The sequence below is a fragment of the Bacteroides sp. D55t1_190419_B8 genome (assembly GCF_015558905.1).
In the GTDB taxonomy this organism is placed as follows: domain Bacteria; phylum Bacteroidota; class Bacteroidia; order Bacteroidales; family Bacteroidaceae; genus Bacteroides; species Bacteroides vicugnae.
The window spans coordinates 19,916-35,457 of the sequence record NZ_JADMOU010000004.1 but is presented as its reverse complement, the minus strand read 5'-3'; the positions used below and the strand labels follow the sequence as shown (position 1 = coordinate 35,457).

The following is a 15,542-nucleotide window of genomic DNA, read 5'->3' as shown; positions in this document are numbered from 1 at the left end:
GCTACTATAAAGTGACGTTCAGACCGAACGACCAAGTACGTGCAAACGGGTATCCACTGTTGTTGGAGGCTGCTCCCATTTCCGGGTCGAAACCGTCTCGAATACTGGTAGCTTCCCATAAATCATTGCCAGAGAAGTAAACACGTACTTTTTCCAGTTTCACCTTGCGCGTCCATATCTGCGGCAATGTGTAGCCGACTATTAATGTCTTCAAACGGATATAGCGGTTATTCTGCATCATAAAGTCGTTATTCTGATAATTCCAGCGTGCAAGATTCGCATTAGTAGTCAAACGAGGGAATTCTGCATTCGGATTGCTCTCTGTCCATGTTTTTCCCAAATATGTCGGGTTCTGATTGGCGGTACGTGTTTGAAAAGGATAAGCCATCCAGTCATTACGGATAACATACTGCTTGCCGACACCTTGGAACATCGCGTTCACATCAAAACCTTTCCATGATCCTCCCAATGTGAAACCGAAAACAAAATGTGGATTGGAGTCACCGAGGTATTGCAAATCGCTATTCTCATTCCCTGCACCGGAAATCTTATAATCACCATTCAAATCCAAACGTTTGGTATCACCCGGACGCAACCGGCTTGCACTTCCTGCTCCTACACCAGTCAAATCTTCTTTACCCTCTCCATAAAGTGCATAATAGCGATCTACTTCCGCCTGATCTTTAAAGTAACCATCTGTGCGATAAAGGAAGTACGAATTCAATGGATATCCATTCACGGCCGCATTCCAACCGGCCCCATAAGAATCTGCTCCTTCCATCTCTTTCAACAGACTCTTTGTATCACCAATATTAAAGTTGGCATAGTAAGAAAAGTCTTTAATCTGGTCGCGCCATCCGATAGTAAACTCCCAACCTTTTACATTCAAATGACCACTATTCGTTTTAGGAGATTTACCTCCTAATACGCCCGGATAGGTGACATTTACCAACATACCGGCATTATCTTTTATAAAATAATCGAATGTAGCTTTCAAGCGATTATCGAAGAAGTTAAGATCAATACCGAAGTTTTTTTGTGAAACTTTCTCCCAAGTACGGTCATAAGAAATTAAACCACCGAAACCTGAAGATACCTGGTTGGCAGGTATAGTTCCAAAACCGGCCGTCCCAAGAGAGACAGTAGATACATAATCGTAATCGCCCAGCCCAACATCATTACCTGAACTACCATAGCTTAAACGCAGCTTACCAAAAGAAAGAACAGGCTTTAGAAACTCTACAAATTGTTCTTCCGAGAACGCCCATCCCAAAGAAACGGAACCGAAGCTTTTGAAACGGTAACCGGGAGCAAACTTGGAGTTTCCGTCACGGCGCCCCATCAATTCAACCATATATTTTTCCGCATAGTTGTAATTCAAACGGGCAATATATGAATAGGTACCATTATGAGTCTTTCCTCCCCCGTTCCCCTGTGTACCTGTAGCCAGATTCAGATCGTAAATTCCGACATCCTCAAACTTCTCACGAGCGGTAACCACTTTTTTAGTCACCCATTTCTCGGCACTGATACCGAACATGGCATCTATGTTATGTACTTCGGCAAATGTACGCTTATATTTCAATAGCCCTGAATAGTATTGATACCGGGAATTGTTTGCCTGTACCAGATATCCCGGCTGATGGGAATCTTTAAAATTCATCACATCTTGCGGAGTACTAAGGGTTTGTGTTGTTTCATACACCAACTTCGCCGTCTGCTCGCCGAACCAATTGTAGCACTGTACCGGAAGCGAATAACGTTCCCTGCGATATTCCTCATTTTGAAAGGAAGCAGTACCCTCGAAAGTAATTCCTTTCCAAATATCCACCAATGCTTTAAAATCAACACGAGTGGTCAGATTCTCTCTCTCGTCACGTCCGCCATCTGTTGTAGCTGCTGCCGCATTGCGGTCACCTACATTACCGAAGTTAGCATACCATTGTCCATAAGGATTCTTAGCCGGAAAGAATGGAGCATCATTCCCGTAGAGTGTACGATCGATACCATGTGTGGGCGTTTCGGTATTTGTTTTAATCATACTGGCTGAAGTCTCCAGTTTGAACCAATCGGTCAATTTGATTCCGTAGTTCAAGCGCAAGTTCAACTGTTTCTGTCCATCATAAGCAGTGGCCAGATTGGCTTGGTTATCAGCATAAGCTAAAGAAATACGGTAATCGGATTTATCCGTAGAACCTGCTACACTCAAGTTATGCTGGTAGGAATAACGACGGGCAAACAATTCATCCAGGCGATTGGCATTACCTACGAACATCGTACCCCAATCGGCCACAGTCGACTCATAAATACCTTCAATGCCTTGAGCCATCTTTTTCAGATTTTCTTCTCCCCAGCCCCACCAGTCATGCTCCGGCATTTCCTTATTGGCTTCCAGCCACATGGTGGCATATTCCTGCATACTGGGAGAGAAAGCCATAATGCCATTAGTGGTAAAACGCATATTGAAGCCATAATCTACGGTGGTCTTGCCCTTACCTTTTTTGGTAGTTACCAAAATAACACCATTGGCTGCTTTCGCACCATAAATGGAAGCTGAACCGTCTTTCAGAACACTAATATTTTCAATATCATCCGAATTTAGATTTTGGAATGACTCTGCATTCAATACAGGTACTCCATCTACAATAATCAACGGACTACCTCCATTGACAGATGTCAGACCACGAATCTGGAAATTCAAACCTTCATTACCCGGACGTGAGGAAGAACGAGTGACTACCAAACCCGGAGTAGCTCCTTGCAAAGCAGCACCAACATTGGTAATGGCACGGCTTTCCAATACCTGGCTACCTATTTGTTCTACCGCCCCTGTCAATGTCGCTTTTTTCTGTGTACCATACCCCACTACAACAACCTCATCCAATGCATTATTATCTTCCTTTAATACTACCTTAAAATCAGAGCGGTCGTGAAGGTTAATGATCTGATCTACATATCCGATATAGCTAATTTTAATTTGTTTGGCATCAGCAGGAATATTCAGTGTAAACCGACCGTCAATATCGGTAATCACTCCTGCATTGCTTCCTACGACCACTACATTACAACCAATCAATGGTTCACCATTCGCATCTGTCACAAGACCTTTGATGATACGGCCTGTCTGGGCTACCATCAAACTCTCTTCTACAGAATCATTTGCATAGAGCAATACACCGGGCGAACCACCCAGCAGCATGGCAAAAGCCAATGCGACTCCTTTTGAACACAAGAATTTGGATTTAATTTCCATAATACTATTAAATTGTTAAAGTTAATATGTGTTTTTCCGAATCTGGTATTTAACCGACTTTGGAGAATTCATTTTTCAAACAAGTACGAACAGTTTTGCGAGCCAGCAATAATTGACATTCTACTGTACGGGGAGATAAGGACAGCTTTCCTGCAATGGCAGGACAAGACAGTTCATGATTGAAACTAAGTTCATAGATCTGGCGGCGTTTGACAGGAAGAGCTTCCATAACTTTGTCGTGTATCTTTTTTAGTTCACGATAATGAACGGCATCTTCTGTGGTATTCCGACCGATGTCTTCCATCCTATTATATATATAGGCGACGAAATCTTCCTGTTTATAATAACGACGGATTTTATCAGTTACGATATTGCGGGCGATAGTAAAGAGCAAAGACCAGACTGTATCTTTGTTCACGAATGCCCTGTGTTCCCATAAGCGGACAAAGACATCCTGCGCCAAATCTTCCGCTTCGTGCGGATGGCAAATGCGGATAGCGATGTAGTTCTTGATATACTCCTTATATTTAAGGTAGCATTCAGAGAAAAAGTCGTCAAATGTAGCTTGCTGTTTATTCATGGCATTAAATTTATCCGTTTAACGATGATACAAAAGTAGGAACAAGTTTCGAACTAAAATATCACAAAAGTAACAGATAACAAAACTATCGTAACAAGCGTGTATTTTTGCAAAAACGTCCCATTTCATCGGGATAAATCTAACGGTCACTCCAATAAAAAAGGGGATGCCGTTACATTAGACGACTCCCCTGTTCTTAAATTTGCATGGATGAAAGCTTTCATCCGGAAGGATTCATTATTTATTTTCCTGCGATGTCTGGAAATCCGGTATACGTTTTACGTTCGCACCTTTCATCACACCTCTTTTGATCGCTTCATTCGTATCGGTGATTTCTTTCTTCACACGTTTATAGTATTCTTTTGTCAGTCCTTTCTCTACCGCTTCCGATTCTGTTACTGCCCAAAGATACTGATAATCCATTAACATCAAATCCGGTGCCACTACTTTAAAGAAAATGCTGTCATCCGCAAACTTTTCACGCAAATCGCCCAAATAGATTGTATCTGCCGGATTTACTTCTTTACCATTCGCATTATTTTTTGAACTGCTACCTCCGCAAGAAGATAACATCAAACCTCCTACCAACGAAATTAAAACTAATACTTTCATATCAATATATATTATAAAATAAAACTTCTTCTGCCCCAATGTGAACAAGATCTTACAATTATCTCACTTATTCAGCGCAAATGTAATAATTAAACTACAAATACAAGCACAATGTCATTCTTTTCTTCCCGATTCCTCGGCATATTGCTTGGGTAGCACCCCAAACATTTCTCTAAAACACTTCGAGAAATAGCTGGGTGAACTGAATCCTACCCGGTTCGCAATTTCAACAATCGGCAACTGGCTTCCTTGTAATAACTGTGCCGCCCGTTTCAAACGGATGCTGCGGATAAAGTCCGTCGGTGTGTGTCCGGTGATGGATTGTAGCTTACGGTAAAGGCTCATACGCACCATACCCAAATCCCCACTCAACTCTTCTACACCATATTCCGGATTGTCCATGTTCTTTTCTATATATTCCAGACACTTCTGTATGAGTTGTTCGTCTACTGAAGTAATAGTGATAGCACTCGGATTTACTTCTATGTTTTTACGGAATTCCTGCTTTCTCTTTTCCTGTTGCTCTATCAGTTTTTCAATGCGCACCATGAGCATATCAAAGTTGAAGGGTTTCGACATATAAGAGTCTGCTCCTACTTCATAGCTATTGATCTTGATATCATCGGCAGTGCGGGCCGTCAACAATATCACAGGTATATGGGAAGCCTGCACATTCGTCTTGATCCGACGGCAAAGTTCGATACCGTCTACTTTCGGCATCATAATGTCGCTGATAATCAGGTTCGGATTCTCCTCTATCGCTTTTCGCTCTCCTTCCTCGCCGTCTGCTGCTTCAACGATCTGATAGAAATCTTCCAACTGTTCTTTCAGGAAAGTACGGAATTCCTGATTGTCCTCCACTAACAACAGTTTCTTCAGGTTATCGTCAACTATGGATGTAGTGGTTTCTTTCTCTTTAACGTCCGTTGTTTCCGTTCCGATAATTTCTTCCGGCAGTTCATCCGGTTCCGGTTTCAGATCCATCGGCAGCCAAACGGTAAATACTGATCCGCGATCTATCTGACTGTCCACTTTAATGCGGCCACCATGTATATTTACATATTCCCTTACCAAATGAAGTCCGATGCCACTGCCTATTTTTTCGTCCCCTTCATTTCCTACCTGATAGAAACGGTCAAAGATATAGGGAAGATCTGATTCGGATATTCCGATTCCGGTGTCGGATACGGATATTCTCACGTAGTTTCTTCCTTCTATTTCTTCTGTTGCAAGCAGTAAGTCTACCGTCCCGCCTTCCGGCGTATATTTAAAGGCGTTGGACAAGAGATTATTTACAATCTTATGTACCTTGTCCCGGTCGAAGAACATATAAAGCGCTCTATGTTCCGATTGGTTCACGAAGTTAAGATGCTTCTCTACTGCCATTGGCATGAAGTTGTTATAGGCCGAAACAATAAATTCCTCCATATCGCCGTTCATCAGATGCAACCTCTCTCCTTTCATTTCCAGTTTGCGGAAATCGAGTAGCTGATTCACCAATGACAATAGGTTTTGAGCATTCTTATAGATGGTATTCAGTTGTTTTTTCATCGCATCGTCTGTCAATCGACGTATCATCATATCCAATGGCGTGATAATCAACGTCAACGGAGTGCGGAGTTCATGGCTTATATTTGTGAAGAAGCGGAATTTCATCTGATCCAGTTCTTCTTTCTGCTTCAACGCTTCTTCCTCCTGCATACGAATCATCTTTTGCCGGTTGCGGCGGTTTATTACATAGATCAGCCCGAAGATTAAGAGAATACCTAAAATTGCATAGAAAACACGAGCGGCCAGTGTATCCCAAAACGGGGGATGAATTACAATTTTGAATGCAGACTCCGGTCCCCATATCCGGTCGTTTCCGGCAGCGGACACACGGAAGATGTATTCGCCCGAAGGGAGATTATTATAGACAACACGTCCTTGTCCATTCTCAAAAAGGGTTTCTGTCCATTCCTTGTCAAATCCTTCCAGCTGGTAACGGAAAAAGGTTTGGGAAGGATTGGGGAAGTTCAGGCCGGAGAATTCAAGTGTAATGTAATTCTCATCATATTTCAACTGTACTTCGTCCGAATAACTCAATGCTTTGTCAAATAAGACACGCCCGTTATATGTTTCACCCGAAACAACCGGAACATTAAACAAGCGGAATGAGGTAAACAGAGGACGATTGAGGCACTGATTATCTATCATGTTTTCCGGTGAGAAAGCGATAAAGCCGTTCATCAACCCCAGGAAAAGCTGATTGTCTCTGGTCATTAACGAAGGGAAACTATATAAATCATCCTGACGGATTTCATCTTCCGACAGACAGCTGATTACATGAAAGCCGTATTTATCAGCTCTTCTGTCTACTTTTATCTTATAAATAGAAGTGACTGTCGAAATCCAGAGATCATGGTTCTTATCTTCTACTACGTTCAGGATGGCTTTGGAAAGACCTTCTTCTCTCCCTAATGTGTAGCTTTGCCCATTGTGAGTCAAGACGCTCAAGCCATATTGAGTGGCAAACCATAAAGTTCCCTCATGGTCTTTGAGTATTTGGTTGTACTTGATACTTCCCTGATTGAAGATTGAATTAGCCTGGCCGTCTTGCTCCGGTATCCATATTTTATTCGTTGCAGGATCGTAAATGTAAAGTCCGTTATCACTGCCTACGACCAACCGGGATTGGTTATCTATGGCCAATGCATTGGCTACTTTGTATTTTTTGAGTTCGGGGAACTGTTCGGACAATAAGTTTATTTGCCCGTTTTCCGGATTGAATAATCCTACACCACCATATATACTTACCCACAACCGACCGGAAGGGTCTTCGACCATGACACGGATATTACTGAAATCCAGTTCATTCTGATAATCCGTATCGGGATAATCGTAAGACCGTACCTTTCCATGATCTATACAGTAGAGTCCATCGTGGTATGTTCCGACCCAAACACGCTTCTTACTGTCTTCATAGAGTACACGGCAATTCTTCTGGCTGAATTCATGATAGAATCTGTCCATTCTCTTAGTCTCCGGTTCATAACGATAGACACCTTGTGTAGTACCCATCAGAATTTCTCCTTTAGACGTTTCGAGCATACAGCGTATTTCCTCTCCTTTCCAGTCGCCATTTATCATCTTTTTGTTGTACAGCACTATTTTATTCATGCTGGGATGGTAATAGCACATTCCCTGATTATAGAGTCCTATCCAAACAGAATTGTTTTCCTTGTCGCAATAGATACTCTGAATGCCATTACGTACTGTATTACCTGATAATAAAGGAATGTCCTGTGTCCGGGTTACAGAAAAATTATGCATATCAATGACATAGAATCCATCGATAACGGTTCCTACCCATGCATTTCCACCTTTATCAATGTCCATAGAAGTGAACCATGAATAGTGTCCGAGTCGGATACCTGAAATTTGATTCCATTTTTTATTATAGACATCATAATAGCCTACTCCACGATCCCACATCAGCCAAAAGTCACCATTATCGAGTATCTTCAGAACTACACGGTCATCCGGTTTCAGTTGGTCTTTCAGGAAATCAAGTTGCTGTACAAAACGTTTCTTTTCCAAATCGTAGCAACGGATAGCTCCTTTCTGATGAACCATCCAACTGTATTTTCCATGACTTTCCACCCCGAGCAATCCACCATAGTATTCCATAAACTCATCGTTCCTGCAAACCTGCTCGATTGATTTTGTCTCTGCATCGTACATATAGACAGAGGAACCCGGTGTCAGAAACCAACAGTGTTTTTCAGAATCAATGATGATATCCGCCACTTTATCCTTTAAGCCGAACTGTTGGAATAAAGAATCTACGTTATATATATACTGTTCGGTAGTCAAATCGAAAACACGCAGGCTCTTACGTTCTTTCATCCACAAACGTTTATCAGCATCAATATACTGTTCAGGAATGATATGGTTATATGCTATCGAATATTCGCCATGAATATTGAAAGGGAAATTTGAATAGTTCGCACCGTCATACAGGCTTAACAGCACAGTGCTTCGCACACCGATACGTCCGTCCGGGATGGGGAAAACGCTTTTTACATAGTTATCCGGTAATCCTTCGACAACTCCAATCTGGCGGAATACATAAGGGGACTCTTGCGAGCTAATATAACCCGGATACAATAATCCCATCAGTATAATTAACAAACATACTCGAATTTTCATGGCCATCTTTTTTTGTAGTACTATTATTAAGTACGAACGAGAAATCAAATCCCCTTATCCTGCTTTACTATTATTTTCTGGATTTCGAGTTTATCTCCGGCTTGCTCTATCTGTAAGCGAAGTACGCAAGCTCCTGCGGAAAGAGTGAGTTTTCCTATTTCTCTTTCCGTCCATTGTGCGGAGCAGGGTAATTGCACTGGTTCCGTCTTTACTTCCGAATCAGAAGCTACGGACAATAAAGAATTTCCTTTTGATTGATAAACTAGACAATAGGTGATTCCGGGATGAATGAAGTTACGTCGTTGCGCTTGTACTCCATTTTGAATGTTCCCTATCCATACAATCCCAATAATCCATATAATTCTGTTAATCATAGTGCGATTCGATTTCTTTTCTACCAAATGACAAGCAAAGATAGCATTTCGTAGTAAAAAGAAGCTCAAATAGATAAGTTATTATCTCTCTATTGCAAAGTTCTTTCCTTCTAATACTAAAGTTGCTCTTAACTAATAGAAATCTATAATTGCAAGCTTTGATTATAAAAACGAAAGTTTCATTTATACAATTGCAAGTTCTGATTATATAAATAAAACTTGCATTTATAGTTTATGTTTAACCTAAAGAAAGTTTGGTATTAGAAGAAAATAAGTTTGCACCTAATGCAAAGAAATTTATCTATTCATACTTCATGTTCCAGATTATGCTATTTGACGGTGATCTTCTTTATATATTCATTCGTGATAAAATCATCTGTGTTTTTCATCTTCACACCATTGATCATCACATTATCAAAGATGATATTCTTGACGGAGCGTTCTTTATCAAACCCTTTCAATAGAGACGGATTCTCACCCACTCCATTATAAGTGATATTGCGGAAAGTAATATCTTCAATTCCCCGTCCGGGCTGTTTATCATACTTTGAATTGAAACGGACATTAATATGAAACAATCTTCCCTCCTGAATACTTTCTACACGGATATCTTCAAATAATATCTTACGTACCAGATTTTTATCACCGCAATCCACCGCCATACAGCCCTGATAAAGAAGATCATCTTCGTCATGTTCCAGAATATCGACATTCCGGACGGTTATATCCTCAACCACTTCTCCCACTGCGTCGTCCGGGTTACCGTGTCCTCCAATGTTGATCGGGTGAGCAATATCCGCCCAAAGGATTGAATTCTGTAAAGTCACGTTACGACTTCCTCCGTAATAGTTCCAGCGATGGGCATAGATGGCAATACAGTCATCACTGTTCCGCATAAAAACATTGTCTATTAATACGTCACTGCAACACATCAGGTCTATGCCATCACTCCATCCTTTACAACTGAAAGACTTTAAATTCTTGATGGTCATGCCAGTAGATTCACCACCAAATACTGTATAGTGATCAGGATTTATGACTGTAATACCGTCAATCCATACATTTTTAGAATGAGTAACTTCTATTCCACGGATCGAATGGTCGAGAATACCACGCCCGACAATGCGTACATTTTCAGCTTTATCAATCAGTAATTTAGCTTTTACAACAGCTCCGGGAGCTAAATAAACAGTAGTATTGGAAGGAATCTGTATCTGTGTATTCGGCAAATCTTTCGGACGATGGACACCCGGCCCGAAATACATCACTTTGTCACTGCTTTCAGTATAAGTTTCTGTTTCCAAAGGATTAGCAAACAAATGAAGATTATGCAAACGATCACCATTAAACTCAATCGACAGGTATTGAGGTCTAATTAATGTAAAAAAGATTGCATTGTGATTTACCGTATGTTGTATACCTATTGCCAACGGACGGATTTTCACATCCTGAATTGAACCATTGTTCTTTTTCACCATCACTTCTACGGGACTGCCCATATCAAACTGTACCATTGAAGCAGATTGTACCCGATCCATATCTACCTGAACTTCATATTCGAATACATCTTTCCATTCACCACCTGCTTCACGTACTTTGACTGTATAATCATCATTATGTGGCATACCTGTGTTCAGTCCTTCCGGATAGGTTACTAATTGAGCGTTCCCGAATGTTGAAAACACAATAGCTATCGCTAATAAACATTTTCTTTTGCCAAATAAAACTTCTACCATATTCATATCACCAAACTATGTTATACTTTAATTATTCTATTTATTGAAGTTCTTTGCAAAGCTACACTTTCTATTCCGGTCAGGTTGGCAACCTGGTAACAGAAACTGCCAAACAAGGAACCAATACAAAAAATCTCCTTTATTGTCTATTACGAACAATAAAGGAGATTTACCTAGAGTATTTCTGTTTTTTCAGTTTTCTTATTTCCCGCCTTTTATACTTGCCTCTGCAAAAACACTTCTCTCATAATTATCAGGCAAACCATCAGCTAGCCCGATACGGCGAAATATATATAGAAGGGCGCATTCAGTTTCCCTGTGTGTTTTCATACAATAAATAGTCGGATAATAAAGTGCCTATTTCTTTTCTTACTGGAAAGTAGGCATCTTGAATCTGTATAATAATCCACCTACCATGGAAGCTACGCGGTCAGGTCTTCCCTGTTCGGAGCCATCGTATGTATCGGTACGGATACCCACTTTAGGTTCGGCATACAGATACAAAGAAGAAGCCACTTTCAGCTTAACCTGCACACCGGCATCCAGTCCCGGCACTGCCTGAAACTTACCGTAACGGCGTACCAGTCCGGCAGTAACTCCCACAAAAGGAACAACGTCTATCACATGATCGGGGCTATATCCTTTTGCCAATGTGGCCAGACTCATCATATAATCCATACCCAAACCGGCATAATGGAGATTCATCTTCGACGACGTTTTGGCCTTGTACATAATTGTTCCGTTTACCCGCCATGCAGATAATGGAGTGTACCATTTGCCAATGCTTCCTTTTGCTTCTACACCTGCATTCTTCACCAAATCCTTGTTGGCTACGAGCAAGCTACCCAATCCAAGTGCACCGGAGATGAAGTAACGCTTGTCATCCTGACCAAACACGCTACGATTGGCTGCTTTTGAATAAGGAACAAAGCGATAGTGGAAACCTGCATTGACTCCTACCATCACGTCTTTCTGCATAAAGCCCAGATTGCCTTCGATGAATTTATCTCCATACAAGCGAATCTGTGGTTCAATATACAAACCGAGAAAATCATTCACATGCCATAATCCCTGTATGCCCGCATTAACACCCGGTTGGATTTTATGGTCTGATTGGGAAGTATAAGCAAGGTTGACACCTACCGAACCTATTAAATCAAAGATACGATCGGGATTATATCCGCTCATGGTAGACGTTATGTTCCACAAGTAATCAAGGCCGCCACTAACACTGGCATGTCTAAGTTTGCCCGCTTTAACACTTCCCGGAACTACATAGTTCGTAAAGAGTCCACCCATACCCACCAGGCGCAAACCGGAGTAAGGACTCAACCACTTACCGATAGAGACAGAGGCCTGCGGACCTAAAGAACCAAGGTTTTCAAGATTCGTCTTATTCAGGAACATTTGCACACCGATTCCCGAAGTCATAAACAGATTGTCTGCAATGTGATTGCTTGAGAATCCGTTCTTCGGACGTGCCGCACGGTCAATCGTATGATAAGTCAAACCAAAATTCAACTCTCCGAGTTGGTCTGTATTGCTACCTACTCCGCGACCTCCTGCATATCTCTTAGTATACACATTAAGGCGAGGTTCTATAAATAAATCCACAGAACGGTTGATACGGAAACTTCCTTGCACACCAACTCCTATTCCCGGAGCATACTTGGCGGTTTTATCCACTCCTTTCGTACCTGCCAGGTTAACTCCGGCAATACCGATCAGACTAAATATTCTGTCTTCATCATATCCCCAAAGAACATTATTGATATTCAACAGATAGTCCGCATGCAGATCGACATGCTTAAAGTAGCCGCTTGCACTGCCCGAAGGGGTGTCTGAAAGTCCAACTGTCCCGGACAAACGCAGACCGGAAGAAGGACTGAACCATTTACCGATTCCGGCAGAGAACTGCGGTCCTGCTCCTTTAATCGTATTCTTGATTCCCGGAACTTTCAGCGTACTGATACCACCGGATAAAGAGATAAACATATGATTCAGGAAAGAGCTATTATCAAAATCATCGAAATGGATCTTAGTTCCCATCGGAGCAGCAGGCATATAGTTCAGACCTACCAGAACCGAACCTGCCATTTTATAATTTCTCCAACTTTCCGTATGGGCCAAACCGTCATTATACCATCCGATCCGTGGCTCTACAAACAAATCCAATGTAGGAGAAAGACGTACATTTCCCTGTAAACCGAGATGAGCGCCGTAATAAAGCTGACCGCCACCTTTCAAATCCGGATACTTTTCGGAACGCCCGCTATTATCGCCCACCTTAGAATAACCGGCTTCTATACCTGCAATCCCCAATAATTCAAAACAACGGTTCGCATTGTATCCGTATGCCAGAGAGGACATATTCAACAGATAGTCCAGGCTACCGCCCCCCATTTTTATTTTAGAATCGTAGATACTCGACGGCAGATAACCCAAATTCACCCCTATCCGAAGTCCGTGAACCGGAGTAATCCACTTTCCCATAAAGAGATGAGCGGTCATTCCCATCCCATCCTGACTATCTCCACTTGTAAACAAGCTGTATGGCCCGATTCCGGCGGAGAAAAAGAGATGTTCATTGAATTTATTGCTCTCGAACTTTTCATTCGCAGGCCGTTTCTGTAACATATATTGCAATGCACCATAATCCTGTGCCTGTAAGGTAACAGCAAGCATCAGGAAGATTGCCGCTGCCACATATTTATTGTTGATTCTGAAGATATTCATCGTTTACTCTTGTTGTATATATCATTATTTAATTTTCTGCTCTTCCGGCAGCAAGTCAATAATATCCCCGTCCACCTTCGCTACTTCCAATAAGGAAGGATCAAGTTCAAGGGCCTTCTCAATGCTCATAATCGCATCACCTATTTTCTCCAGACGGTTGGCGGCAATCGCTTTTATATAATATTCGCGGGCTGTCTCTACATCCATGGCAGAAATCTTATCCCATGCTTCCTGATTTTTCTTCATTGCCAGTAGCATCACCACCTCATTGAAAGGACTGGTAGCCGCCACCTTTTCGAAAGCATCATTATAATAACCGGCCAATGCCTGAACGATGGCCTGCAAATCTTCAGAAACCGCTTCTTCGGGAACCAACGTCAGTACAGAATCCGCTTTTGTATATTTCCCTTCATGTAATAAGGCAATAGCCTGATTGGACAATAACTCTGCCGGTGCCGATTTACTGACAAACGGTTCGAGAATACGTGAATCCGGAGTATCTTTCTGTATTTTTGCCACTGCCAGTTCATTGGCTGCATACGTAAAATTATCATAAAGTTCAAGAGCTTCCCTGCAATACTTTTCTCTTTCGTCGGGAGTTTTTGCCGTCGTAATCATACGGTAATATTCGAAACGGGTCAGTTCCTTCGGATTCTTTCTGTAAAGTTCTCTAATCTCGTCGTCCGTCAAAGAACGGAAGATTGAATAACCATACGTATATTGCACCTTTCTCAATTTAGGCAGATAAGTAGCCGCAAGTTCCTTGTAGAAAGGTTTCGATTTCAAGACCCCATTCAACCGGTAAGGAGTAGCTGCATATTGTTTGATTAAGTCCTCTACTTCTTTCGCCAATTCCGGTTTGGAATCCTTCTTCAGCAATTCAGCCACTTCCTTCCATGAAGCTACCGACGCATCCGATTTTACTTCCAGCAGCTTGCGTGTTTCCAGATCCAGTTGGGCCAAAATACGTTCCAGTGCTTTATCCGTACGTAACTTTGCCAGACGGAGATTCGTCTCGTAGGAACCGTCCGGTGAAGCCACTCCCGTGATATGGAAACTCTTCAAAGAGGCATCCGGATTCGTCTCAATACCACGTAATTCCTGATTCAACCGGTTCAGTTCCACCTGATTCTGTGGATTCTTATCATCCAAATCGGCTTTACCTACCAGGAAGGTCAGGTTAACCTCCCCTTTCGTATCCCGCAACTGCATCACGGGTTTCGGAAGATATTTCTCGTCCGTCAGGCTGAAAGCGGAGAATTTATACTCCAAGAAACGAAGCGGGTTGACTGTTCCGCGTGCAATGGAGAAAGAGTCGCGATAAATGATATTCCGGTAATTTTCCATCGCCAGATGCACATCCGCACGATAGTCATGTTGCAGATATTCTATATAGATAGAATCATGATAAGCAATAATATCCCCTTTGCGTGAAGAAGTCGTTTTCACACGGATGTAATCGTGCAAAGGGTCTTTATCCATATCATAATCGTACATTCGATTTTGCGTTGTATTATAAGTATCTCCGTCGAATACAACAGGACGCATCAACAGACGCTTTTTCTGTGTCACATCATAAATGGAAGGCTGCAATACCAAGCGGCGATGTGAGTTAAACATCTCCTTAGGCACCGGGACACGGGTTTTCAGATGGAAATAATCACCTTTGATTTCGATGTCCGTAGGTTCCGGAATCACTTTATCCTTCACTTTGGAAGTAATCGTTACCTCGTCCAGTTCGATGACGGCATCTTTCAATACCACATTCAGAATCTGCTTGCCTGCCACCTTCACCGTTTTGCCCTCATAACCGACACATGTAAACTTCAACGAGCCGTTTTTCTCAACCAATACACTGTAACGGCCATCCTCGTCGGACATTTCTATACGTTCATCATTGACCGGATTCAGCACATTTACATTCGGAACACTTTTTCCCTGCGGGTTTGTGACATGCCCCTGCACACGGATCCGTTGGGCAGATACATTCATGCCGACTAACATCATCGCCACGAGAAGTATACCTGCTAATCTATCACGTTTCAAATTGATTTTCATTC

General features: G+C 42.0%; 8 protein-coding genes. All 8 read right to left on the bottom strand.

The features are described from left to right. Positions 1-4: 4 nt before the first annotated feature. A complete protein-coding gene (locus tag I2I13_RS05100) occupies positions 5-3,253 on the bottom strand; it encodes a TonB-dependent receptor (RefSeq protein ID WP_195648996.1) in 3,249 nt (1,082 codons plus the stop codon). 49 nt (positions 3,254-3,302) lie between these two features. Next, on the bottom strand, positions 3,303-3,833 hold the full coding sequence (locus tag I2I13_RS05095) for a sigma-70 family RNA polymerase sigma factor (protein WP_148366018.1): 531 nt from the start codon (positions 3,831-3,833) through the stop codon (positions 3,303-3,305). A gap of 237 nt (positions 3,834-4,070) precedes the next feature. Further along, positions 4,071-4,445: a hypothetical protein gene (locus tag I2I13_RS05090; RefSeq protein ID WP_195648995.1), complete on the bottom strand. Its 375-nt coding sequence runs from the start codon at positions 4,443-4,445 to the stop codon at positions 4,071-4,073. Between the two features lie 114 nt (positions 4,446-4,559). Further along, positions 4,560-8,636 (bottom strand): hybrid sensor histidine kinase/response regulator transcription factor, encoded by a 4,077-nt coding sequence (locus tag I2I13_RS05085; RefSeq protein WP_195648994.1) that lies wholly within the window; start codon positions 8,634-8,636, stop codon positions 4,560-4,562. A 44-nt stretch (positions 8,637-8,680) separates the two neighbouring features. Then, positions 8,681-9,010, bottom strand: coding sequence for a hypothetical protein (locus tag I2I13_RS05080; protein ID WP_229128564.1), 330 nt, complete (start codon positions 9,008-9,010; stop codon positions 8,681-8,683). Between the two features lie 329 nt (positions 9,011-9,339). Beyond that, entirely contained in the window at positions 9,340-10,752 is a 1,413-nt protein-coding gene (locus I2I13_RS05075; protein WP_148366008.1) for a glycosyl hydrolase family 28 protein, read from the bottom strand. Between the two features lie 363 nt (positions 10,753-11,115). Next, positions 11,116-13,482 (bottom strand): hypothetical protein, encoded by a 2,367-nt coding sequence (locus I2I13_RS05070; RefSeq protein WP_195648993.1) that lies wholly within the window; start codon positions 13,480-13,482, stop codon positions 11,116-11,118. A gap of 24 nt (positions 13,483-13,506) precedes the next feature. Further along, positions 13,507-15,540, bottom strand: a complete 2,034-nt coding sequence (locus I2I13_RS05065; RefSeq protein ID WP_195648992.1) for a tetratricopeptide repeat protein — start codon at positions 15,538-15,540, stop codon at positions 13,507-13,509. Positions 15,541-15,542: the final 2 nt, after the last annotated feature.

Coding starts and splice junctions, on each gene's coding strand:
- I2I13_RS05100 (WP_195648996.1), bottom strand. CDS start 3,253: ATGGAAATTAAATCCAAATTCTTGTGTTCAAAAGGAGTCGCATTGGCT.
- I2I13_RS05095 (WP_148366018.1), bottom strand. CDS start 3,833: ATGAATAAACAGCAAGCTACATTTGACGACTTTTTCTCTGAATGCTAC.
- I2I13_RS05090 (WP_195648995.1), bottom strand. CDS start 4,445: ATGAAAGTATTAGTTTTAATTTCGTTGGTAGGAGGTTTGATGTTATCT.
- I2I13_RS05085 (WP_195648994.1), bottom strand. CDS start 8,636: ATGAAAATTCGAGTATGTTTGTTAATTATACTGATGGGATTATTGTAT.
- I2I13_RS05080 (WP_229128564.1), bottom strand. CDS start 9,010: ATGATTAACAGAATTATATGGATTATTGGGATTGTATGGATAGGGAAC.
- I2I13_RS05075 (WP_148366008.1), bottom strand. CDS start 10,752: ATGAATATGGTAGAAGTTTTATTTGGCAAAAGAAAATGTTTATTAGCG.
- I2I13_RS05070 (WP_195648993.1), bottom strand. CDS start 13,482: ATGAATATCTTCAGAATCAACAATAAATATGTGGCAGCGGCAATCTTC.
- I2I13_RS05065 (WP_195648992.1), bottom strand. CDS start 15,540: ATGAAAATCAATTTGAAACGTGATAGATTAGCAGGTATACTTCTCGTG.